Origin of the sequence: Thermosynechococcus sp., from assembly GCF_046299635.1 — a bacterium.
Lineage (GTDB): Bacteria > Cyanobacteriota > Cyanobacteriia > Thermosynechococcales > Thermosynechococcaceae > Thermosynechococcus.
Genome location: NZ_JBKBHV010000005.1, coordinates 1 through 22996 on the forward strand (window position 1 = coordinate 1; position 22996 = coordinate 22996).

Sequence of the window (22996 nt, forward strand, 5' to 3'; positions counted from 1 at the left end):
TAGGTAAACTCGAATCTTCCTTGATCTTCTTCCGGTAGCTTCTGAGTCCGTGCATCCTGCAACTGAAGACGTGAAGGGTGGCAAGAAGATCGGCTGTGAGTTCGGTTTCTGGACAATGTTCAGGTTTTGCGAGAACCACGATTGATCCACTGTTTTGTTCTGCCATGGACGGGAATACTTCAAATCCGAATCGGCAGAGTCTGTCTCGACAGGCAACAACAGTCGTGAGCTTATCGCCATGCATAAGTCGCACCAATAAGCCTTGCAATCCTTTCCGTTTGAAGTTAAGTCCGCTGCCACTGTCTTTGATGACATCATAGAGTCGCTGCCTCGCTTCGTTTTTAATGGAGTTGATCTTCCCTTTGTCTGCGTACTTTCTTAACGTATTTGGAGGCAAGCTTAGAAATTTGCCGGCTTTTCTAAGTGGAGCGTATGCCATATCTAAACTGTAGCTACCTAAGTAGTAGCATAAGTTAGCGATTGTTAACAAATTGACTCCTGTTAGTCAACCCCTTACTGTCCTTTCGGCAAAGTGAGCTTAAGAATTCCCAACGGATGTCTGCACAAACGACGATAAACCTTCACCGCTTTGGCAAACTGTTGACGCTGTTCAGCCGTTGGGTTAAGTCGCCATTTGTCAGTGCGGATGACGGGGTTTCGAGTTACCCTAGAGCAATTTTACTAGCATGCTGTTGATGATAGCTAGGAAGTGAGTACATTGAGAATCAAGGCTACGATGATTCATTTATTGGCAACTCCGCTTCGCTTCATTGCCGCGCCTGTGCAGGCTAAATTTGTTCAAGAGAGGTTGCGGCGCACAACGATGGCATTCTCACCTACTACGGGATCGCGAACAAGTGGGCGCCCTTCGGTATCCACCACGATCACCGTTTGATACCCCAAGTCATGGGCGGTTTGCCAAAGGTTCTGGGCTAGTTGATCCTGTTTCTGAGGACTCAGATCATACCAATTGTTGGCCAGCATCAGTTCCAAGCGCTGTTCGCTGGGGGTGAGGGTCAGGGTGGGATTCAGGGCATTACTGTAGCGATTGCAAATGGCCAGCAATTGCTGGCGGACGGTGAGACTATCACTGACAGGGGAGGAAGGAGCGATCGCCACCGGAGTAGGCGTGGGCGTTGGTATTGGTGCCGGCGGGGGGGAGGGTGTTGCCGTCATGGGGGTGGGTGCAGGGCGGGGTTGGACAAGGACACCGGCTTGAGGACGCTTAATCTCTTTCACCGTTGGACGGGTGGGAGCTTGAAACCAACTCAGGGGATTGAGCCAAAGCAGAAGGAGGAATAGAGCAATCGCGATCCCCGTTAATGTTGCACGGTTATAACGCTCCTGTAAATGGTTCGGCAGCCGTTTCTGCACCCAACCCATGCCCTGCCACCATAGAGCTGCCCCTCGACGAATCCATGAGCGTTCGGGAGTCAACTGCTCGGGGGCGATCGCCTGTTGTGTGGCCACCCCCTTGAGTTGCTCTGTGGCCTTGCTGAGCAGTTCATTGATCCCCTGAAGCGTGGCGATCGCTTCCCGTAATAGCAGGGGGAAAAGTTTTTGCCAAAGGGTGGGCTTGGGGGTCATTTGGGAGCGCCAATCGATCGTCTAAACTATTTTTGATCCTACGGCATCAGTACAGCCCTTTTCTGAGATATGAGATGTGCCAAGGAGAGGCAATCCTCTACTATCGTGGCTTGCACGGTTTTGAGCGTGTGCCATCCTTGTGAAAAGGGCTATATCGCCGCAAATCGCTGCTGCAAAACCGCCGCTGACTGCTACCATGATCCCAAGACAAAACGAGATAACAACGTGAAGGGCATTCAGCAATTTAATATTGAAGGATTCCAGCGGCACATTTGCAGTGCCCCCGTGCCTGTGATTGTTCACTTCTGGGCCCCTTGGTGTGGCCTCTGCCGCTTGATTGATCCCCTACTGGATCAACTGGAGCAGTCCCTGCCCCAACGATTGCAAATTCTCAGGATCAATGCCGATGAAAACTTTGCCCTTAGTCGTCACTTTCAACTGACAAGTTTGCCAACCCTCCTTTTTTTCGATCGCGGCGAACTGGTGCAGCGGTTTGATCCCGCTCTTGTCAAGGGGGACTTGCGTCAAGCCTTTCAGCAATTGATTACCCATTCGTTTCCCAGTTTGTTACCCGCTGAATCACGCCGCTCTTAAGGCCAAACGTTCCAATGAGGAAGCTGCGTCGCCTCAATCAATTTTTAGAGGAACGCTGGGTGACCCCTGCCTACGCGGGGCTACTGCTGTTGGCGATGAATTTATTTTTCTTTGCAGCAGCCGTTAACTCGATGGCGGGCTGGCTGTACGTCATTACGGGGATGATTTTGGGTCTGCTCTTAGTGGCTGCGAGCCTGCCGCCTCGGTACTTGCGGGGATTGATGTTGGAGCGAGCCAAGGCGGATCCGGTGCATGCGGGCGATCGCCTGCGCCTTACGGTCTTCCTCACCAATGCCACCCCAACGCCCCGCTACACCCTGCAAGTGATTGACCCTGTTCCTTCCGGTCTCCGGTCGGCCACCCAGCGAGAATCTCCCCAAAAGGCGATTGAAGAACTGCGCCCCCGGCAAACAGTGACTTGGCAGTACGATCTCATTCCGCCGCGTCGGGGCATCTATGAATGGCAACAGCTTTATCTTCGCACCGCCGCTCCCTTGGGACTCTTTTGGTGCCGCCGCTCGTTTTCGGTGCCCCAGCAGGTGGTGGTTTATCCACCGGTGCTGCAACTGCAACAGTGCCCGTTGCTGGATCAACTAGGGCAAGAGCTTTCCCAAGAGTGGCGCGATCGCCAGCATCATCTTCATGTGGCCCAAGAGGGCATCACCCGTGCCTTACGTCCCTACCGCTGGGGAGACCCGTTGCGTTTGGTGCATTGGCGCACCAGTGCCCGGTATGGCGAGCTAAGGGTTCGCGAGTTTGATACCTTTAGCGGTGGCAATGCCGTAACCGTTGCTTTGGATACCCATTCCCACTGGCGCGGCGAAGACTTTGAACAGGCGGTGATTGCGGCGGCTAGTCTTTATCTTTACAGTTTGCAGCAGCAAATTCCCGTGCAGTTTTGGAGTCCCGCCACGGGGATGCTCCACGGTCGGCCAACGGTTCTGCGGGCATTGGCAGCGATTGCCCCCTCTGAAACCGATGCCGAGTATCCCCTTGATTCCCTGCTCTGGCTCACCGCTCAATGGCCTAGCCCTGAACCTCTGCCCCCCGGCAGTGTCACGCTACTCTGGGGAGAGCCACCCTCGCGGCAGCAAGGGAGACTGCTTTGGATTGATCGCGATCGCCCCCTCGGCCTTCAATTACAAGCTCCTGTCAGCTATCCCCTAGCTTAGGGCAGCGGTCGCCACTCACCACTGCTCACAAACGCCGCCCAAAAATAGGGAATTTGCTTCTTGGGATCTTGCATTAACTGCAACTGCGCTTGCCGTAGGGCTTCACTGCGTCCCTTGCCTGCTGCTAAGTTTCGATAAAAAGCAACCATCAGTTGTTGGGTTGTGGTGTCATCCACCTTCCAGAGGGAACTCACTTGAGTGCGTGACCCCGCCAAGGTAAAGGCGCGGCGCAATCCATAGACCCCATCGCCGTTGAGAATATCGCCGCGTCCGGTATCACAGGCAGACATCACCACTAACTCCGTGCCATCAAGGTTGAGGCCGGTGACTTCAAAGGCGGTTAGCACGCCATCGTCCACCCCACTCCGCCGTTGATTAAAGCCCGCCAAGGCAAGGCCAGAGCGCAAAAGCGGATTTTCACCGCCAAGGGGGACATTGGCATTAAGACCACGGGCATTTTGCAGCACTTGGGGAGATACAGGCGGACTCTCCAAGAAAAATCCATGGGTGGCCAAGTGGAGAATACGGGGGCGCGGGGTTTCTTTGATTGCCGTTTCCGTGGCCTTGCTGCCGGTGAGCACTTGGGCTTGGGGCAAAAGCGTACTCAAGGTTTTCACCTCGGTGGCCGTCCCCGGCAATTCGGTGAATGTGAGGCTGCGCAAATCCAGCGATCGCGGGTTGACGCCCCGCTGACTGCCGGCCACAGCACGACCACTGCCTTGACTAAAGGTGGGGTTGCCCACCACCAAGGGAGGATTTGCAGATTTGCTCCGCTGTTGCAGCCGCAGTAAGTCGCGACCTGAAGTCAGCAGCGTGATGGTATAGGACTGCACCAGATAGCGATCCTGCCGATCCACCAAAGCCTCAAAGGGTAGGGTATTCAACTGGCCATCGGGGGCCACCAGCAGATGGGTACCGCCTGCGAGGAAGGATTCTAGGGGAGCCAAGAGGCGCTCATAGGCTGCCCTCAAAAAGGGCTTCGTTACGGTAGCCGGCAATCTTGGATCCGCCATCCGCTGGCGTGCTGCTTTGATTACTGTATTCAGATCGGCCACGGTGCCCAAATCACGCCATTGGAGAGCGCCACTGTTCTTCAGGGCATAGAGGGCATAGCGGGGAGCTTGCCAGTGGTTGGTTTTCGGGTTGTAGGGCACATATTCCATAAATTCCAGCAGCACGGCATTGGCGGGAATCGCTTGCTGTACCGCACTGAGGGTGACGGGGGTAACTTCCAAACGAAAGTTGGCATTTTGGCTTGCCAGTTGCGCTTCTAGTTGTTTGGCACGCTGTTCCAGTTGGCTAATTTGGCCGGGCGGGGGCGGGCGATCGCGCACAAAGGTCAGGCCGGCAATCTGGGTTCGCACACGAATCAATTCATCCAGTTGCCGCCGACCTAAGGCATCCAGTTGATTGCGCAGGCGACTGGCCGTTGCCGCTAAAACATCCAACAACCGACCTTTGCGGCGCAAAATCGTTGTCAACCCTAGATTGGCCACGGCTGGATTCTGGGGATTCCCTTGCAAATGGAAGGAAATGGCCGTATTGGTCGAGTCCTGAAACGTCGCCAAATAGTTGCGTTTATATTCCTCGGAGCCAACCACCAGGTTACGGCTGAGGTTGACCTCTTCAATGTCAAGCGCACGGTTGAGAGCCGTTAAAGCTTCATTGAGCGCTCCCTGTGCCCAGTAGGCCTTCGCTAAATTCGCAAGACTCAGCGCCACGTAGGGATGGTCGCCCCCAAGGGTACGCTGCCGCAGAGCAATACTGCGTTGATAAAGGGGCAGTGCCGCACCGTAATTGCCCTGTACTCGATAGAGTTCAGCCAAGTTGTTGAGGCTCGTAGCTACATCGGGGTGATCTGTGCCGAGACCCTTTTCACGGATTGCTAAACTGCGTTCATAGAGGGGAAGCGCCGCCCCATACTTGCCTTGGGCGCGATAGAGTTCGGCAAGGTTATTCAACACCGTTGCCACTAAAGGATGTTCTTGACCCAACGCAGGTTCGAGGAGACCAAGACTGCGCTGATACAGGGGCAATGCCGTGGTTAAGCTGCCCTGTAAATGGTACATCACTGCCAAGTTGTGCACACTCAAGCCGACATCGGGATGGTTCTTGCCAAGGGCTTGTTCACGAATTGCAAGGGCGCGTTGATAGAGGGGCAAGGCCTCGCCGTAGTTACCCTGATCGGTGTAAAGGTTGGCAAGGTTATTGAGGCTGGTGGCAACATCGGGATGGGTTGCGCCAAGGGCTTGTTCACGGATGGCTAAGCTGCGCTGATAGAGGGGAATTGCCTCACTAAAGTTGCCCAGTTCCTTGTAGGTGACAGCAAGATTATTCAAGGTTGCGGCAACCGTGGGGTGATTAGAGCCTAGAACCCGCTCGGCGATCGCCACCAATTCCTGCGACGGTGCCACCGCTGCGCCATAATTCCCCTGTTTTTGCAACTGCTCAATCTGATTGGTGAGGGCAATAACATTTCTACTCTCGCCGCCAAAGGGCGTTTTGCGAATCACCTCTAGCTCACTGACGGCTGCCTGATAGCGCTGTTGCAGGGCATCTAGTCGCTGCATAATGTCGCGCAACTGTTGGGCTTCATTTTGTGCCAGTCCCTGCCGGTGAAATCCTGTGATTGTGGCGATCGCCAATAGCATCGCAAAACAACCCCGCTGGCTCAACAACCGTTTCATAGGGCACCTGCCGCTGTTGCTACTTCCATCCTAGATAGTGATGCCTAAAATGCGTTCTGGTGTAACAACAAATTACAGTTATCCCCTAGTTCATAGGGGCTGTTTATAATAGAAGTGTTACGGTTGTTAACAATTTCCAAAAATCTCTCTGCCTAATGCTCTCTCAGCAAGATCAATCACAGATCGCAGACTTTCTCTCAAAATTCCTAAACATAAGGATATGGCCTTCCTCAGGGGAATGCCAATTGATTGACACAGTATTGATTCTAGGTTCAATTTTGTTGCATGAGGTTGTAAATACCGCCTCATTTAAGTGTGATCCATACCTAGGAAAAGTGCTGGATTTAAGATTGTTTTCTGCGTTAATCTGAGAACATTTTTATGGATAGTGATGGGTATTTACCCGAGATTTTTACCCTGCTGCGGCAGTTGTTACCTTTGCTGAAGTAGTAGCATAAGTTAGCGATTGTTAACAAATTGACTCCTGTTAGTCAACCTCAGTGGGGTGACGCTCTATGTTGTGATTCATGGCGGGAAGGTGATCTACAAGTTTTGCCAAGCAAAAGGCCGGTCGCCCCAGTCCTCGAATGTATCTCCGGTGCAATAGTCTAAGTAGTCTTAGGCAATCTTCACAAATCCCACTGTATTTTGGTAGTCATTTTTACAATGGCGGGCGATCGCTCTTAAGATCATTATTGAGGCCTATGACCTGTTTGCTCTGGGTGTCGGGAGCCTACGGAAGCCTGTGTCGCCGTAAACAACAGCGAATTCGAGGCAATCTATGGAACTGCAACGTTCAGTCCCCCCAGCAATTGAGCAAGAATTTATTCAACGTCAGGTGGTGAGTCAACTGCTACAAGCGCGTTTGCGGGCAACTTCTGGGCTGATGCAGACCTTGACATCCCTTCCCGTAGCAACACCAACGGGCGATCGCCCACCCTTGTGGGTTCCTCAAGAGCCGAGGGATACCAGTGTGATTGAGGCTAGCCAACCCTAGAGTCGGCCACGAGCCTTCAGCAGCAAATAGCGATCTACCAGTTGTTCACTCATTTGATCCGCAGGAGCGTCGAGGACAAGAACCCCCTGTTGCTCCAAGTGGGCAAAGGCACGCTGTCGCTGATGCAGGAGATCAAGAGCAACGGCCTGTTCATAGAGGCTGGAAACTTGATCGAGGGGAGCCAATGGCTGTGGCATCAAAGGGCGGTGAGCAAGGGTTTCAATGTGGCGATCGCGCAAAGCAACACAGAAGGGTAAAAAACGCGGCGTGAGGCAAGCCATGGCTGCGAGGAGTTCTTGGGAAGCCACCTCATCAATTACTTCCGTAAGAACCACCACAAGGGCACGGCGGGTATAGTGTCCTAAAATCGCACTTACTGTGCCCACATAGTCGGATTCTTCGAGGATGGGTTCACAGCGATAGACCTGACTGAGGATTTGCCCGAGATGGGAATCACCACTTTGGGGAGCAATCCATGTATACAGTTGCTGATCAAAAATCCCCAAGCCCACTTTATCCCCCCGTCGCAAGCCCGTCAGAGCCAGTGCCAGTGCCGCATTTAAGCCCCAGTCAAAACGTTTCAAACCAGCCACAGTGGCAGTCATCAAGCGTCCCCGATCCAGCAGAATAATCAGGGGTTGATCCCGTTCTGGCTCCATGGCGCGCACAAGGGGTCGTCCTCGGCGGGCACTGGCTTTCCAATCCATGAGGCGCAGATCATCCCCTAGATGGTACTCCCGCAATTCGGCAAACTCGGTGCCCCCCAAGGCATAGCGTCGCCGCCGTAAACTGCCGCTGGACTCTAAACTGAGGCGAATCGAGAGCGATCGCAACCCGATCAAATCGGGATAGACCTCCACATCGGTGACAAGCGGTGCAAACCAGCGTCGCCACGCCAAGCCCCAAGAGCTGCGCAGACGCACATCACAACCTGACCATTGAAAGGCACCCCGTTGTGGTGGAAACACATGGTACAGCAATTCCAACGTGCTCTGAGCCGGCGCCATAAAGGCAAAGTAGGGGATCTCACCGCTAAACTCAGCAGGCCTATAGTCGTAGAGTTCAATCCGGATTTGCTCACGCAAGGGAACCTCACCACAGATGTGTAGCCTGAGGCGAATCGGGTTTTGCCGACCAATGGAGAGCCGTGACTCACAGGCGCGCTCTAGGGTAACCTGCCAGCGACCCATACGGATGTAGTCCCACAGGGACATCCCGAAAATCACCAGATCGTACAGCCCCATCAAGACTAGTCCCAGCCCTAGAGGCCAGTAGTGCAACCATTGCCGCAGCCTCCCTTGGGGAACTGCTTCGGCGATCGGCCATAGTTCTGCTGGTAGGAAACTGGTCAGGACTGGAAAGAGTATCCCCAAAAGCAACAGACCATAGAAACGAACGGTGGGCACCCAGCAGGGGCGATGGCGACCAAACTGGTAACTGGCAGGTGCTTTCATCGGGGGACGGCAACTTTAGCGAGAATACCTTGAATCACTTGGGAAATTGTGGTGCCGTCTAATTGGGCTTCGGGCTTGAGGATCAAACGATGCTGCAGTAGCGGGGGGGCGATCGCCTTGACATCTTCAGGACTAACGTAGCCGCGATCCTCTAACCAAGCCTGAGCTTGGCTGGCGCGTAACCAACCTACAGCAGCGCGCGGTGAAGCCCCCAATAGTAATTCGGGATGTTGACGACTGGTCTGCACCAAGGCCAAAAGATAATCCAGCACTGCAGGCTCCACATGGACTTGCCGCACTTGCTGTCGTGCGAGCAAGACTTGCTCAACCGTAATCAGCGGCTCCAAGTTGAGTTGATCGAGATCCCGCGCCTCAAACCCCGCAAGGGCATTCTCGAGCATTTGCCGTTCCGCAGTGGCTTCGGGGTAGGGCACGACCAGCTTAAATAGGAAGCGATCGAGTTGGGCTTCCGGCAGCGGATACGTGCCTTCAAACTCTAAGGGGTTTTGGGTGGCCACTGTCCAAAATAGACCAGAGAGGGGGAGAGTAGTGCCGTCTAGGGTCACCTGCCGTTCTTCCATAGCTTCTAGGAGGGCTGCTTGGGTTTTGGGGGGTGTGCGGTTAATTTCATCCGCTAGCAACACTTGGGTAAAAATCGGCCCCTTGCACAGGCGAAATGTGCGACTGTTGAAGTCAAAGATACTGGTACCGAGAATATCGGCGGGGAGGACATCGGGCGTGAGTTGGATACGGCGAAATTCGGCTGCAATCAGGCGAGCAAGGAGCTTCACAAGCAGGGTTTTGGCGGTTCCCGGCACCCCCTCAAGGATGACATGGCCTTCGGCAAGGAGCGCCACAATTAATCCTTGGGCGATCGCCCCTTGACCGACAACAATCTCATTGAGACGCTGCTGAAGACTACGAAAAAGTTCTTTCACACCCGTTCTGTCGCTCCTAGACTCCCCCAATGCTAGCAGAGGCCTTTACACTCTTCCCTTGATTACAATCAATAAATTGCAGCCTAGGAAAATTGGTAAAATACACAGTGAGGGACTTTTGGCAAACCTGTGACCCCAGCGACTTCCACGATTGCCACCGCTGTCCAACAAATCGTCCAGCACCCGCAGCACAGCCGCCTTTTTAAGCTATTGTATGCTCTTCAGCAGAATCAGTGGCCGCCCCAAGCACCGTCGTGGACAGTTAGCGATGTGCAACAGGCAGTGATCCAAATCCTTGAACGGCTGAAAACCCCCACCCTCTTGGGACAACGTCTAACTGCCATTGTCAATAGTCTCAACAAGGCACAGGACTATCAGATTCTCTCAGCGGCACTGCTGCAAATTTTGGTGCCCCTCTACAGCCCATCCCCTACGGCCACACTGACCATCGAGGCACCGACCTTCAGTACCGCAGATCTCTACGATTTGCGCTTGGAAGTCACCCGCTACTGTACCCCCCTGCATATGAAGCTTCTGGTGGCCGCTCTGTTGACCAGCAAACCAGTTCATGCCCAGGGTCTAGAGCGATTTACCCTCATCGCTTTACTGCAACGGCTCACCCGTCGCTATGGTGATTTAGAGATCTTACAGACGCAGATGGCTGCTGCTTTGGCGCGTCTGCCCCATGACCCCCTCTATGCCAGTGCGGGCGATCGCCTGATCAAACTGCTGAGTACACTCTATCAACGCTATCAACAAAGCCCAGCTCCAGAGGCTACCCTTGGCAGTACCCCACCTGACCCCTCAGAGGCCGAAGAAGAACTCACCTGCCAACTGTTTCCCCAAGGTCAATATAGGGAAGGGCTTAGCTGTTGGTAAAGAGATTCTGTACTTAGCAGGGAATCCTTGGCGATCGCGGTAGAACAGAAGGGAAGGGCTGACTACTAATCGCGTTAATTCCTTGCGAGGATTTCCACAATGACCAGTCTCATTCCGCCCGGTTGCCCGGCGGTGCTGACGGAAGACGATCGCACCGGTACGAGTATTGAAACCCTGCGCCGCGCTTTTATGGATAATCTCTTCTTTATCCAAGGGCGATTCCCCGAAGTGGCAACGAAAAACGACTACTACTTGGCTTTGGCCTACACCGTGCGCGATCGCCTGCTGTTGCGCTGGCTGAATTCGGCAAAAACCTATCGCGATCAAGGCAGCCGCACCGTTTGCTATCTCTCGGCAGAATTTTTACTAGGTCCCCACCTTGGCAATAACCTGATTAACCTCGGGCTCTATGAGGCTGTTGAGGAAGCCATGCGGCAAACAGGTTTGAACCTCAAGGAACTCCTCGATCAGGAAGAAGAGCCGGGCTTGGGCAATGGGGGCTTGGGGCGCTTGGCCGCTTGCTACATGGATTCCCTCGCTACATTGGAAATCCCAGCCATTGGCTATGGCATTCGCTATGAGTACGGCATCTTTGATCAAGAGATTCGCGATGGCTGGCAAGTCGAGATTACCGATAAGTGGTTACGCTACGGCAATCCTTGGGAAATTCCCCGACCAGAGTTAATCCTGCAAGTGAAATTTGGCGGGCATACCTACAGCTACACCGACGATCAGGGTCGTTATCGGGTGGTTTGGGAACCCCACCAAGTGATTCAAGGCGTGGCCTATGATACACCGATCTTGGGCTACAGGGTGAATACCGCCAATCTGCTGCGGCTCTGGCGGGCAGAGGCAGTAGAGTCCTTTGACTTTCAGGCTTTTAACACCGGCGATTACTACGGTGCCGTCAATCAAAAAATTGCCTCGGAAAACATCACCAAGGTCCTCTATCCCAATGATGAGCAATTGCAGGGCAAAGAACTGCGGCTAATGCAGCAGTATTTCTTCTGCTCCTGTGCCCTTCAGGATATGATTCGCCTCTACAAGCAATCGGGGAATAAGGATCTCAGCCGCTTCCATGAGAAGTTCACCGTCCAGTTGAATGATACCCACCCGGCAATTTCAGTGGCCGAACTGATGCGCCTTTTGGTGGATGAGTATCTGATGCCTTGGGAGCAGGCCTGGGACATTACCTGCAAGACCTTTGCCTATACCAACCACACCCTTTTGCCCGAGGCGCTGGAAAAATGGCCGCTGAATCTCTTTGGCTCCCTGCTGCCCCGCCATTTGCAAATCATCTACGAAATTAACCAACGTTTTCTTGATCAGGTGCGGCTGCAATATCCGGGGGATAACGATCGCCTACGGCGGCTGTCAATTATTGATGAAAATGGCTGTCGCTACGTGCGCATGGCTCACTTGGCAGCGGTGGGAAGTCATGCCATCAACGGGGTGGCGGCGCTACACTCAGAACTCTTGAAACAAACGGTGCTCAAGGATTTCTACGAACTGGCGCCCCAGAAATTTTCCAATAAAACCAATGGCATTACCCCACGGCGCTGGATGGTGCTCAGCAATCCCGGATTAACCCGTCTGATTACCGAACGCATTGGCGAAGACTGGGTGAAGCAGCTGGATCAACTGCGGCAATTGGAACCCTTGGCAGAGGATCGGGACTTTGCCACCCGGTGGCGATCGGTGAAGCATGGAAACAAGGAACGTCTCGCGGAGTACATTAGCGATCGCGTTGGGGTAACAGTAGATCCCCATTCCCTTTTCTCAATCTTGGTGAAGCGCATCCACGAGTACAAGCGGCAACATCTGTGTGTCCTCAACGTGATCACGCTTTATCAGATGTTGAAGGACAATCCCCAACTGGACATGGTGCCGCAAACGTTTATTTTTGGCGGTAAGGCAGCGCCGGGTTACTACATGGCCAAGTTGATCATTAAGCTGATTAACTCGGTGGCCGACGTGATTAACCGGGATCCGGCGGTGCGCGATCGCCTGAAGGTGGTCTTTTTGCCCGACTACAATGTGACGCTAGGGCAACGGGTCTATCCGGCAGCGGATCTCTCCCAGCAGATCTCCACAGCGGGCTACGAAGCCTCAGGGACAGGCAATATGAAATTTGCCCTCAATGGGGCGTTGACGATTGGCACCCTTGATGGCGCCAATGTGGAAATTCGTGAGGAAGTCGGGGCGGAAAACTTCTTTCTTTTCGGCCATACGGTGGAGCAATTGCAGGAATTGTGGCGCAATGGCTACCGTCCGTGGGAGTTTGCCAACAACAACCCAATGCTAAAGCGAGTTCTCGACCTCATTGGCTCTGGCTACTTTTCCCATGGCGATACAGAACTCTTTCGCCCCATTGTCGAGCACCTGTGGCAAAACGATCGCTATTACCTCTTGGCAGACTACCAAAGCTATGTGGACTGCCATCAACGGGTGCTTCAGGTCTATCAAGATCAAGCCCAATGGGCAAAAATGTCAATCCTCAATGTGGCACGGATGGGCAAGTTTTCTAGCGATCGCGCCATCCGCGAGTACTGCCGCGATATTTGGCACGTTGAACCGGTGAAAATTGTCTTGCCGGAAACTTCCTATATGACCCCGGCAGGGCAGTAGGCTGGCCGTCTTTGGTTCAATCTAAAACACACCGATGCTCCCCCTCCTCGCGAGGGGTTTTCTTGCAGCAAAACTGAACTTAAGGGTCTCGGCGCTGGTAATCTCGACAGTCTTGGCAGGAGCCTTGGGGGTTCACGGCGCAGCGCAACAAAGGTGAAAGGGCATTCCAACGGCAGGAGGGATCTCCAATCACCCACTGTCCATTGACGAGATGGCGATCGCTAGTGGTGTCACTGGGCTGCACATAGAGGGCAACTTTTTCCAGTTGATAGCGTCCGCCGCGAAACTGATAGCGATGACGGCGTTCCAAGACTGTATAGGTTTCTCCTTCATGATCCACATGGCAGCCGGGTTGGGGTGTCCAGTCGAGATAAACGTGTCCCAGCGATCGCCGGGGGTTGATCAGGTGCAACTCTGTCGGTAAGTCAGATGGGGTTGCCATTTCTTCAGCTTGATCGCGGCCTTGAAATCGCCTGTCAACTGTGTTGGGCATAACTAACGGTCCGTCTATAGTATCCTAGCAGTGGCCACATTTCCACTCTCCCTTAATGTTTTATGGCAAAACTATCCACTGACCTCGAACGTGCCTTTTTGACTCTTGTGCCCGCCCCCAGCGATGGAGAGGTTTTAACGCAGCAACTGGTGTCCTTAGGAGATATTCTTCAGTTGGCGGGAGAGCGAACCTTTGGCTTTTTGCTGGCTGTTCTTTCGTTGCCATCGGCGCTGCCCCTTCCAGCCGCTGGTTACTCCACTCCTTTTGGTATTGTGCTGCTCCTGTTGGGCGGGCAGTTGCTCGTGGGTGCCTCAACCCCTTGGTTGCCCCCCCGGCTACTCAAGCGCACCATGCCGCGATCGCAGATTCAAAAAATTGTGCGTACAGCTTTGCCCTGGCTGCGACGGATTGAATTGATCTGCCGTCCCCGCTTGCGGTTCATTTGTACTACCCGCGGCGGCCGCATAGGATTGGGAGTTGCCGTGTCGCTGATGGCGATCTCGATGATTTTGCCGATTCCCGGCACAAACACCATTCCGGCGATGGGTATTTTCACGATTGGCTTTGGTCTTTTGGATGACGATGGTTTGATTAGTCTGGCGGGGGTAGTCATCTCTCTCATTGGTTTAGCAGTGACCACCTCGATTCTTGTGGCCCTTGCGTGGGGCGGCAATAGTCTCCTCGATGTATTGAAGGCTTGGCTACATTCGTAGGCGGTAGTTTGCTTAACCACTGAGGGCGATGAAAACCGATGAGACCACTATCCTCCTCTCCGTTGGGTGGCCGATGGTTAAGTGTCGTGGGGGCGATTGCTCTATTAGGGTTGTATCCCCTCAGAACCGCTGCTAATCCCCCTACAGAAGACTTACCGCCAGCAGTTGCGGGGGCGATCGCCCTGCCCGTCAATGAAAAGCAAGTTGTAGTTAGCGAGCAACCTTCGGCAGTGGGCTTAACGGTACCTAGTCTGTGGTGGGCAGTACAGCAGTTTGGCAACGAAGTTGTTCAACGCTGGCAGGCCTTTCCAGCCATGACAGCACCAGGGGGCAGAGTGGAAGCCTTTGTCTCCTCTTCCGCTTGGGGACGCCTGCCCTATTTACGGCGTTTTGCTCTGATTAATCAGTTGGGCAATGCCAGTCGCAGCTTTGGCTATCAGTTGATTCTCCGCGATCGCGCAGCCCGCCCTTCGGGCAATGGCCGGCCGGTTATTTATGGTGCCTACACCTGTCAATTTGACGCCGTACCCTTTGAATATCTGCCAGAAGTGACCGATGCAGCAGGCAACCCGATTCCGTTTTTCCCACCCAGTACCGAACTCGACTGTCAAGTTTGGGTCAATCCCAATATTCCCGTCATGTTCCCAAATCAAGGACTTCGCTAGAATACTGTCGCAACTTAGCTTCTGTGTGGAATTTGCCAGAATACACTTAACAGCTCTGTTTCTAGCCCATAGGTTTGAGCCACACTGTCTCCTCTTCTTGAGTGGCGTCAGCTTGGTGAAGGAGTGGAGAGTAGGGAACTCGAATCCCTGACCTTCGCGGTGCGATCGCGACGCTCTACCAACTGAGCTAACTCCCCGATTCTTTTTTTAATATACGGTAAACGAGGACACGATGGTCTTAAATTGGTCTTCCACCTTTGGCCAGCGCTCTTCTGGAGCTGAGACACTCAGGGTATAGACCTTGCCTCGGCTCACGGCAATACTGGATAAATTATGCCGCTGCTGAGCATTGTCCCCATCCCCCGGTAGGGTGACAGCATACTCCAGAATGTAGTAGGTCTTATCATCAGCCTTTTGGGAGGTGGCGGCAATCAGAGCAGAGCTGCGCCCGCTTTCACTGGGGGCAATAATATTCCGCAGCAAGCGATCGCCCACCTCTTCTGGTGACCCCAACTCCTCAAGAGACTTTGTGCTGGAAACTGTATTCACAACCACACTGACGTTTTCTGTTGTCTCGATAATGTCGTGAAAGACTACATCCACTGGGTCTTCAACTTGTACTTGCACCCAGCCGCGCGGGTAGAGAAATTCATAGCCATCGTAGCTATCCACGTAGGCCTGTAGCCCGCTGGTGGCCGAACAGCCCCCCAGCAACACCACAAGAATGGCCAACGCTGTGGCAAAAAATCGTTGAAGCATACCGTCCTTTTGCGCTGTTTTTCCCTATTGTGACACTGAAGCTGGCGCAGCGGAGCGTCGTAATTCCTCTGGATGGGAGGGGGGAATGCCCTCAATCGTAATCAGGGACTCGGTAACGGCACGGACGATGGGAATCGCCACCGTTGAGCCATAGGCATCATCTCCTTGGGGTTCATCCACCACTGCCAAAATCACATACTGCGGCCGCTCTAGGGGAAAAATTGCTGCAAAGCTGGTGATGCGCAAATTGCTGTAGGTGCCGCCCACTGCCTTTTGTGCTGTTCCCGTTTTGCCCCCCAACCGATAGCCGGGAATCTGAGCGGTCTTACCGGTACCGGCGCGCACCACTTCCCCCAGCATTTTGACCACCGCTTGACTGGTGCGCTGCGAAAAGACCCGCCGAGGGGGGCGTTGCTCAAGGCGTTTCAGCAGTCGGCCATTTTCGTCGTAGAGGCCGTCAATGACATGGGGTGTGACCAGCTCTCCCCCGTTGGCGATCGCCCCCAACAGTTGCACCAAATGGAGCGGGGTCAGGGCAAACCCTTGCCCAAAGGCGGTGGTTGCCGGCTCAATCGGATAGTTAATAAATTGCTCCGGCGGCTTTAACTGAGCGGCGGTTTCAAAGGGGAGATCGCTGCCCACTTTCTCGGTCAGTCCGAGGCGATGCAAATAGCGATAGTAGTGGCGAGCCGGAATGCGGTTCATCATGTGAACCATGGCCACATTGCTGGAGTAGGCCAGCACCTGCGGGATTGTCAGTGCCCCTCGCCCACCGCGTTGACCGTAGTCGTTATTTTGAATCGGCCAGCCGCCGACAAAGATCCGCCCTTCATCCGGCAGCACCGTCTCCGGGGTAATGGCATTGAGTTCTAGGGCGATCGCCGTATTGATGGGCTTAAAGGTGGAGCCGGGTTCATAGAGATCCGCCACCGCCCAGTTGCGAAACAGCGCCGGATCGGCACGGTAGTAATGATTAGGATCGTAGGAAGGCTCCGAGACCAGTGCCCGCAAGGCGCCCGTTTTCACCTCTAGAACAATAACCGTGCCCCGCTTGGCATTGTATTTGCGTAACTGCCGTTGCAGTGCTTGGCGTGCCGTTTGTTGCAGACGGCTATCAATCGTGAGGCGGACATGGTACCCCTGACTCAAGGCGCGCGAATCTGCCGGAGCAAGGGCTGGCAACCACTGCCCTAGGGCATTCATCGAGAGAAGTTGGCGGCTACTGGGCACCTGTAGAAATTGATTCTGGCTAAACTCAATCCCCGCTTGCCCTTGGTGATCGCGATCCACATAGCCGACCACGCCGGCCATTAACTCCTGCTGTGGATAAATCCGTTGCCATGCTTGGTTAAGTTCTAGGCCATCGTAGTTGAGGGCGCGAATTTTGGCAGCAGTCTCCTCATCAATGTCATAGGCAATGGGCACACCCGTGGGGTAAGTACTGAATTTGGCCAACAGTTGCTCTGGAGATTGTTTGAGCAAAGGAGCCAGATCGCGGGCGATCGCCGACCGCTCCACCTTGAATTGAATTGGATGGGCAAATAGTGTAAACACTGGCCGATCCAGGGCCACAACTGTCTCTCGGCGATCCGTAATTGGGTAGCGTGCCAAGGTGGGAAGGGTGTAGCGCCGTTGTTGTTGCTGTGCCCGCGCTGCTAAGGTTTCCCCCTGAACCACCTGCAAATAAACCAAACGGGCAACCACGCCCCCCATCACCATGAGTAAAAAGCCAAAGATGAGGCCAACACGCAAGGTCGGTAGTGATTGATTTTGGGGGCGGGCAGTCGCCATGGAAGTCCGTCAGTAGTTAACGGTGCGCTGAGGCGGTGGTGTGACCGGGGGTCGCTCAAAATGCGTTTCAGCAGCAATGTTGCCCTCATTGGGCACAAAAAGAACGTGTTGCGGCGTCTGGGGCACAAGGCCTTGGGGCGCCTGTTGGACTTGCTGCGTCACCCGATAGCGGAGGGTTTCATTGCTCACGAGTAGCTCTCGCTCTTGCCGTTTTAGGGTTTCCAGGCGGTCATAGGCTTGACTCCACTGCTGCTCAGAGAGAGCCGCCCAGCCGTATAGAGGAATCACGGCCAAGAGAGCACCCGTGGCCGCTACCCCGGAGAACCATTGCATCCCCAGTAAGGTTTTTTGCCAAAGGGGCATCTGCGGCTGGGGAAGGGGTCGAATTTCCGTCAGCGTTGGCGACGATTGGGGAATCAATCGGGATTTGAATTTAGGGGCAGCAACCATAGACTCCAGCACTCCTCAGCAATTTATTACCCTAAAGGATTATGACCCACTGTGAAGATACCCCTAAATAAATCATCATTCAGACAATTCATGCAAAAGTCCGCACCGCAATTCGGAGCTTGGCCGATCGCGATCGCGGGTTGAGGGCAACTTCTGCGGCATCGGCCACAATCGGTTTACGGGTGACGACCTCCAAGAGGGGATGGGCGCGCCATGCCTGCTTCACGCGGCGATCCTCCAAGCTGTGGAAACTAATGACGGCAATGCGCCCGCCGGGTTTTAACCAGTGGGGCGATCGCGCCAAAAACTGCTCTAGGGCTGCCAGCTCTTGGTTGACATAGATGCGCAGCGCCTGAAACACGCGGGTTGCCGGATGAATCCGTTGCCGCGGCGCAGCCCTGAGACAGTGGGCAACCAACTCCGCCAGTTCTTGGGTAGTGGCAAGGGGACGACGGGCAACAATCTGGCGGGCAATGCGGCGGGCAAAGCGTTCTTCCCCATACACATGGAAAATATTCGCCAGTTCTCGCTCACTGTAGTGGTTAATCACCGTTGCTGCGGTTAGAGGGTTATCGGGATTCATGCGCATATCAAGGGGGGCATCAAAGCGAAAACTAAAGCCCCGCTCCGGGCAATCCAACTGGGCGGAACTGACCCCCAAATCGGCGAGAATGCCATCAAACAGCGGTTCAGTCACCGTCAAATCGGCAAAGTTGCCCTGCCAAAACCGGACGCGATCGCCAAAAGGGGCAAGGAATTCCTGAGCTGCCGCTAAGGCCATCGGGTCTTGATCAACTGCCAGCACCCGACAAGTGGGTTCACTGCGCAAGAGCAGTGCCGTATGTCCACCCCCGCCCACCGTTGCATCCAAGTATAGTCCCTCCGCTTTGGGTTGTAGCCCCGCAAGGACGGCAGTTGCCAGCACCGGCCGATGGTAGGTGGAAAATTCCCAATCTTGCATGAGCGGATCAGAAGCAGCGTAAAATTTGCCACAGCACAGTCCCTTGGAGAGCAGCCGCCGTGAACGAGACTTCCCTCAACTTAGCCGATGAACTGCTGGTACGGGATCAACTCGTGCAGCAACTCTCAGAGGAACTCTATCAACTCATGGTGCAGCATCCTGAGTTATTTGTGCGCTTTTACCAAGCTCGTAAAGCTGAGGCCGCCAATGCCGAAGCCCTGAAGTTGTTGCAAGCCCAGGTGCAGCAGGTGGAAGCGCAAATTGCCGCCTACCAACAGCAGATCCTTGCCTATCAGCAACAGATCCAAAGCCGGGAAGCGGAAATGAACACCTTGAAGGTTCAGGTGATGGAATTGAGCGATCGCAACCAGATGCTGGAGCGCGTCATCCAAGAAATGCCCGAAGTCTATCGGCAAAAATTCAGTGAGCGGCTCGGTCAAGTCAAACTGAGGATCGAAAGTCTCGAAAAAGAAAACGCGCAACTGCGTGCCGAACTACGGAATCTGCAAACCCTCTTGGCCGCCCAAGCCCGCCAGCAACAGCAGGGATTCCCCTCCTTACAGCCTGCTCGCGTTGGCTTGATTCCCAGCTTTAATACCTAGGAGAGCAAGAACCTAAGGGAGACCGCTGCCCCCGAAGATCTACGGAAACACCAAGGATTAGACATCGCCTCACCCAAGGGAGTGCTCCGTGCTTACTTGGTCGGTGGCCTACTGACTCTAGAGGAAAACCGTTTAGAGCCGGTAACGGTGGAGGATTGCCTACCTGCCAGCGATCGCCCCTTGGCCGCCTACGCCTACAATGGGACGTTGGCAGATGCAATTTTCTTGCCCTTAGCCCACGTTGGTTAGCCGCCTTGGCAGCAGGAGGAGCGGAGGATTGAAAATACGGATTTGGTGTGCGGCGCAGCCAAGGGAGGGTGAACTGTCGGCGGATCAGGTGGCAACCCAAGTAGTACCCCTGCTGCAACAGTGCCAAGAGAATGCCGAGATTGTGGTTTGTCCTCTTGATGCGCCGGTGGCGATCGCTCCCCAACCGCAGGTGCTAGACTATAGCCTTACCCATTGGGCACCCTTGACCCCTGACCTATGGCAGCGGTGTTCCTCGTTGAGTGCCTTGGTTGCCCGGTGGGGGATACGCACAGGCACAGGCGGTCTCTATCAGTTACCGCTGGCGCAAACCGCAAAAGGGACACTCTTTGGCGAAATTATTGGCTACGTTGAAGGGACATGGCAATTACCCATCCATGCCGACGATCGCCAGCGACAAACCCTCTATGCCCTCGGAAGACGCCTCCTAGATCACTTGCAGGCACCGGTGGGCTGCTATTTTCTGCAATTTGACTGGCAAGGGGAAGTCGTCTTTGGGCAGCTGTGGCCGTTTCCCACCGTGGCCGCCCTCGCCAGTATCGGTGAGCAAACCCCCGATTGGTTGACGGCTCATTACCGCTGTTTAAGGGGGATGCCACTGCGGGATGTGCGCATTCCTGCTTGCGCCACGGTGCGACGATTAAAATAAAGAGCGCAGGGTTTGGAAAGGTGAAGCGTGAAAATTGTTGGCCGGCGATCGCTGGGATGGCAAGCGGTCTATGACATTGGTTTAGCCGGAGATCACAATTTTCTCTTGGCCAATGGGGCGATCGCCGCCAATTGCTTCAACAAGTCCCACTCCACGGCCTACGGCTACGTTACCTATCAAACTGCCTTTCTCAAGGCCAACTTTCCCGTCGAGTACATGGCAGCCTTGCTCACAGCCAACAGTGGCGACCAAGACAAGGTGCAGCGCTATATTGCCACCTGCCTCAGCATGGGGATTGCAGTACTGCCCCCAGATGTGAATCGCTCCGACATTGACTTTACCCCAGTGGGGGACAAAATTCTTTTTGGCCTGTCGGCAGTCCGCAATGTGGGTCAGGGCGTAATCGAGGCCATTTTGCAGGCACGGGCAGAAGGGGGTACCTTTCAAAGTTTGGCGGATTTTTGTGAACGAGTTCCCCGCGCGGGTGGCGATAGTCGCATTCTCAACCGTCGTGCCCTTGAATCCCTAATTGCCTGTGGTGCTATGGATAGTCTCCATCCCCAGCGCAACCGCAACCAACTGATGCAGGATCTCCCCCTCGTGCTGGAGTGGGCACAGGCGCGCGCCAAAGATCGGGCAGTGGGGCAAGTAAATCTTTTTGATATGTTGGCGGGTGGCTCTAACAATGAATCCAGCGGCAGCTATGATCCAGCTCCCAGTGCGCCCCCCGTTGAGGATTTGCCGCATGCCGAAAAGCTCCGCCAAGAAAAAGACCTACTGGGATTTTATGTGTCGAACCATCCTCTTAGGGATATTCATCGGCCGGCAGCCATGATTGCCCCGATTAGCTTGGTGGATCTCGAACAGCACACCGGTCAAGGGATGGTCAGTGTGATTGCCCTACTGACCGGACTCAAACCCATTACCACCAAGCGCGGCGAGCGGATGGCCATTGTCCAGCTAGAGGATCTCACGGGTCAGGCGGAGGCCGTGGTTTTTCCCAAAGCTTACGAGCGGATTCATAGGCAATTGCAGCTTGATCGGCGATTGCTGCTATGGGGCACCTTGGAGATGCGCGACGATCGCCCCCAACTGCTGATCGAAGATGCCGAACCCCTAGAAGAGGTGAAACTGGTGCTTGTGGAGTTGCCTGTGGAGCAAGCGGGGGACATTCAAGCCCAAAGTCGTCTTGCAGAGGTGCTCAAGCAACAGGCAGGAGAGCTGCCCAAAGTGCCGGTGGTGGTCAAAGTAACCGACAGCTATCATGCCCAATACGTTCGCCTTGGGGCGCAGTTTCGAGTTGAGGATGCCGATCGCGCCCGTCAAGCGCTCAGCAGTGCCGGTTTTCCGGCCCAAGCCGGCGAACTCCTCAGCCTCAAACTTTAGGCCAAAACTTCCCTAAAGAAGGCGATCACCTCCCCTAGGGCAGTAATAAACTGATCAATTTCGGCGCGGGTATTGTAGAAATAGAGACTTGCCCGTGCCGTGGACTGAACCCCCAAATGGCGGTGCAAGGGCTGCGTGCAGTGATGTCCTGCGCGGATGGCAATGCCTGACTGGTCAAGCATGGTCGCCAGATCGTGGGGGTGAACCCCCGCCACCGTAAAGCTTGCGAGGGCAGCGCGATCGCCCGACTGCGGGCCATACAGGGTGACATCGGGAAAGTCTTGGAGGCGCTCCAAAAGATAGGCTGTCAGTTCCTGTTCGTAGGCATGGATGCACTCCATTCCCCACCGGTTCAGGTAATCTACCGCTGCCCCCAGGGCGATCGCCTCGGCAATGGCTGGGGTTCCCGCCTCAAACTTATGGGGAAGGTCGGCATAGGTGGCATGGTCGAGAAAGACCTCGGCAATCATTTCCCCCCCGCCTAGGAAAGGAGGCATTTGCCGCAGCAGCTCTGCCCGTCCCCAGAGAAAACCGATCCCCGTCGGGCCACACATTTTATGACCGGAGGCCACCAGCCAATCGCAGCCCAACTGCTGCACATCAATGGGGAGATGGGGCACACTTTGGCAGGCATCCACTAGGACTCGTGCCCCCTTGGCATGGGCAAGACGCACAATTTCGGGAATCGGGTTGAGGCACCCCAGCATGTTGGAGACATGGGCCACGGCCACCAAGCGGGTGCGATCGCTCAAAAGGCTTTTGTAGTCCTCTAGATCAAAGGTTTGCGCCGGGGTGAGTTCCACAAACTTGAGGCGAGCACCGGTTTTCTGGGCAACAAACTGCCACGGAATCAAATTACTGTGGTGCTCCATCACCGTTAGGATGATTTCATCCCCTTCCTGGAGGATATTCATGCCCCAGCTATAGGCCACCAAGTTAATCGCTTCACTGGCATTGCGGGTATAGACAATCTCCTCAGCATGGGCGGCATTGATAAAACGCGCCACTTTTTCCCGTGCCCCCTCGTAAGCCGTTGTGGCCTCGGCACTGAGGGTGTGGATGCCCCGATGCACATTGGCGTTGTAGCGACGATAGTAGTCCTCAAGGGTATTGAGCACCGCCAAGGGCTTCTGGGAAGTGGCGGCATTGTCAAAGTAAATCAACGGGCGATCTTGCACCTGTCGCGCCAAAATCGGAAAGTCGGCACGGCAAAGGTCAGCGAGGGAGCGGCTGGGGGCGATCGTCATAGCACTTGGGAGGGTATTGGATGCAACTCCTAGGGAGATTGCAGGAATACATCTTTAACTATACTCCGCTCTGTAAG

At 54.6% G+C, this 22996-nt stretch carries 22 protein-coding genes and 1 tRNA gene; 11 read left to right on the forward strand and 12 right to left on the reverse strand.

Annotated features, from left to right (window positions below; translation table 11 throughout):
- The coding region (locus ACK4IR_RS03010; RefSeq protein ID WP_409872388.1) for a recombinase family protein at positions 1–439 on the reverse strand (439 nt) is incomplete at its 3' end.
- 359 nt (positions 440–798) lie between these two features.
- Positions 799–1587 (reverse strand): hypothetical protein, encoded by a 789-nt coding sequence (locus ACK4IR_RS03015; protein WP_409872391.1) that lies wholly within the window; start codon positions 1585–1587, stop codon positions 799–801.
- A gap of 225 nt (positions 1588–1812) precedes the next feature.
- Here ACK4IR_RS03015 and ACK4IR_RS03020 point away from each other — a divergent pair, with 225 nt between their 5' ends.
- A complete protein-coding gene (locus tag ACK4IR_RS03020) occupies positions 1813–2181 on the forward strand; it encodes a thioredoxin family protein (RefSeq protein WP_409872394.1) in 369 nt (122 codons plus the stop codon).
- A 14-nt stretch (positions 2182–2195) separates the two neighbouring features.
- Positions 2196–3353 (forward strand): DUF58 domain-containing protein, encoded by a 1158-nt coding sequence (locus ACK4IR_RS03025; RefSeq protein ID WP_409872396.1) that lies wholly within the window; start codon positions 2196–2198, stop codon positions 3351–3353.
- Here the strand turns inward: ACK4IR_RS03025 and ACK4IR_RS03030 are convergent.
- Positions 3350–6040, reverse strand: coding sequence for a CHAT domain-containing tetratricopeptide repeat protein (locus ACK4IR_RS03030; protein ID WP_409872399.1), 2691 nt, complete (start codon positions 6038–6040; stop codon positions 3350–3352). The genes ACK4IR_RS03025 and ACK4IR_RS03030 overlap by 4 nt on opposite strands.
- A 781-nt stretch (positions 6041–6821) precedes the next feature.
- Here ACK4IR_RS03030 and ACK4IR_RS03035 point away from each other — a divergent pair.
- The gene (locus tag ACK4IR_RS03035; protein ID WP_409872402.1) at positions 6822–7037 is read left to right on the forward strand and encodes a hypothetical protein; all 216 of its coding nucleotides are present in this window, start codon (positions 6822–6824) and stop codon (positions 7035–7037) included.
- Here ACK4IR_RS03035 and ACK4IR_RS03040 read toward each other — a convergent pair.
- Both ACK4IR_RS03040 and ACK4IR_RS03045 read right to left on the reverse strand, forming a co-directional pair.
- Positions 7034–8491 carry a DUF58 domain-containing protein gene (locus tag ACK4IR_RS03040; protein WP_409872404.1) on the reverse strand — a complete coding sequence of 486 codons (1458 nt, stop codon included), beginning with the start codon at positions 8489–8491 and terminating at the stop codon, positions 7034–7036. The two genes, ACK4IR_RS03035 and ACK4IR_RS03040, sit on opposite strands and share 4 nt — an antisense overlap.
- A complete protein-coding gene (locus ACK4IR_RS03045; RefSeq protein ID WP_409872408.1) occupies positions 8488–9429 on the reverse strand; it encodes an AAA family ATPase in 942 nt (313 codons plus the stop codon). Before ACK4IR_RS03045 ends, ACK4IR_RS03040 begins: the two co-directional genes overlap by 4 nt.
- Before the next feature lie 129 nt (positions 9430–9558).
- On the opposite strand from ACK4IR_RS03045, the gene ACK4IR_RS03050 reads away from it, so the two are divergent.
- Positions 9559–10308 (forward strand): hypothetical protein, encoded by a 750-nt coding sequence (locus tag ACK4IR_RS03050; protein ID WP_409872411.1) that lies wholly within the window; start codon positions 9559–9561, stop codon positions 10306–10308.
- A gap of 99 nt (positions 10309–10407) precedes the next feature.
- Positions 10408–12936, forward strand: coding sequence for a glycogen/starch/alpha-glucan phosphorylase (locus ACK4IR_RS03055; protein WP_409872413.1), 2529 nt, complete (start codon positions 10408–10410; stop codon positions 12934–12936).
- Positions 12937–13015: 79 nt separating this feature from the next.
- Here the strand turns inward: ACK4IR_RS03055 and ACK4IR_RS03060 are convergent, their stop codons facing one another.
- Positions 13016–13378, reverse strand: coding sequence for a DUF6464 family protein (locus ACK4IR_RS03060; RefSeq protein ID WP_409872416.1), 363 nt, complete (start codon positions 13376–13378; stop codon positions 13016–13018).
- Positions 13379–13491: 113 nt separating this feature from the next.
- Here ACK4IR_RS03060 and ACK4IR_RS03065 point away from each other — a divergent pair, with 113 nt between their 5' ends.
- Positions 13492–14142 (forward strand): exopolysaccharide biosynthesis protein, encoded by a 651-nt coding sequence (locus ACK4IR_RS03065; protein WP_409872419.1) that lies wholly within the window; start codon positions 13492–13494, stop codon positions 14140–14142.
- A gap of 38 nt (positions 14143–14180) precedes the next feature.
- Positions 14181–14807 (forward strand): hypothetical protein, encoded by a 627-nt coding sequence (locus ACK4IR_RS03070; protein WP_409872422.1) that lies wholly within the window; start codon positions 14181–14183, stop codon positions 14805–14807.
- 124 nt (positions 14808–14931) lie between these two features.
- Here ACK4IR_RS03070 and ACK4IR_RS03075 read toward each other — a convergent pair.
- The 5 genes from ACK4IR_RS03075 to rsmH all read right to left on the reverse strand — a co-directional run bounded on the left by ACK4IR_RS03075 (position 14932) and on the right by rsmH (position 18768).
- Positions 14932–15004 (reverse strand) — tRNA-Ala (locus ACK4IR_RS03075).
- Positions 15005–15014: 10 nt separating this feature from the next.
- On the reverse strand, positions 15015–15566 hold the full coding sequence (psbP, locus tag ACK4IR_RS03080) for a photosystem II reaction center PsbP (RefSeq protein WP_409872424.1): 552 nt from the start codon (positions 15564–15566) through the stop codon (positions 15015–15017).
- A gap of 24 nt (positions 15567–15590) precedes the next feature.
- Positions 15591–17357, reverse strand: a complete 1767-nt coding sequence (locus ACK4IR_RS03085) for a peptidoglycan D,D-transpeptidase FtsI family protein (protein ID WP_409872427.1) — start codon at positions 17355–17357, stop codon at positions 15591–15593.
- A 9-nt stretch (positions 17358–17366) separates the two neighbouring features.
- Positions 17367–17807, reverse strand: coding sequence for a hypothetical protein (locus tag ACK4IR_RS03090; RefSeq protein WP_409872429.1), 441 nt, complete (start codon positions 17805–17807; stop codon positions 17367–17369).
- Between the two features lie 88 nt (positions 17808–17895).
- On the reverse strand, positions 17896–18768 hold the full coding sequence (gene rsmH / locus ACK4IR_RS03095) for a 16S rRNA (cytosine(1402)-N(4))-methyltransferase RsmH (RefSeq protein WP_409872432.1): 873 nt from the start codon (positions 18766–18768) through the stop codon (positions 17896–17898).
- 59 nt (positions 18769–18827) lie between these two features.
- Between rsmH and ACK4IR_RS03100 the strand changes: the two genes are divergently transcribed.
- The 4 genes from ACK4IR_RS03100 to ACK4IR_RS03115 all read left to right on the forward strand — a co-directional run bounded on the left by ACK4IR_RS03100 (position 18828) and on the right by ACK4IR_RS03115 (position 21672).
- Positions 18828–19370, forward strand: coding sequence for an Npun_F5560 family protein (locus ACK4IR_RS03100; protein ID WP_409872435.1), 543 nt, complete (start codon positions 18828–18830; stop codon positions 19368–19370).
- Between the two features lie 81 nt (positions 19371–19451).
- Positions 19452–19619 carry a hypothetical protein gene (locus ACK4IR_RS03105; RefSeq protein ID WP_409872438.1) on the forward strand — a complete coding sequence of 56 codons (168 nt, stop codon included), beginning with the start codon at positions 19452–19454 and terminating at the stop codon, positions 19617–19619.
- Between the two features lie 28 nt (positions 19620–19647).
- Entirely contained in the window at positions 19648–20286 is a 639-nt protein-coding gene (locus tag ACK4IR_RS03110; protein ID WP_409872441.1) for a hypothetical protein, read from the forward strand.
- Between the two features lie 27 nt (positions 20287–20313).
- On the forward strand, positions 20314–21672 hold the full coding sequence (locus ACK4IR_RS03115) for an OB-fold nucleic acid binding domain-containing protein (protein ID WP_409872444.1): 1359 nt from the start codon (positions 20314–20316) through the stop codon (positions 21670–21672).
- Here ACK4IR_RS03115 and ACK4IR_RS03120 read toward each other — a convergent pair.
- Positions 21669–22919, reverse strand: a complete 1251-nt coding sequence (locus ACK4IR_RS03120; protein WP_409872447.1) for a SufS family cysteine desulfurase — start codon at positions 22917–22919, stop codon at positions 21669–21671. The two genes, ACK4IR_RS03115 and ACK4IR_RS03120, sit on opposite strands and share 4 nt — an antisense overlap.
- Between the last annotated feature and the right edge of the window lie 77 nt (positions 22920–22996).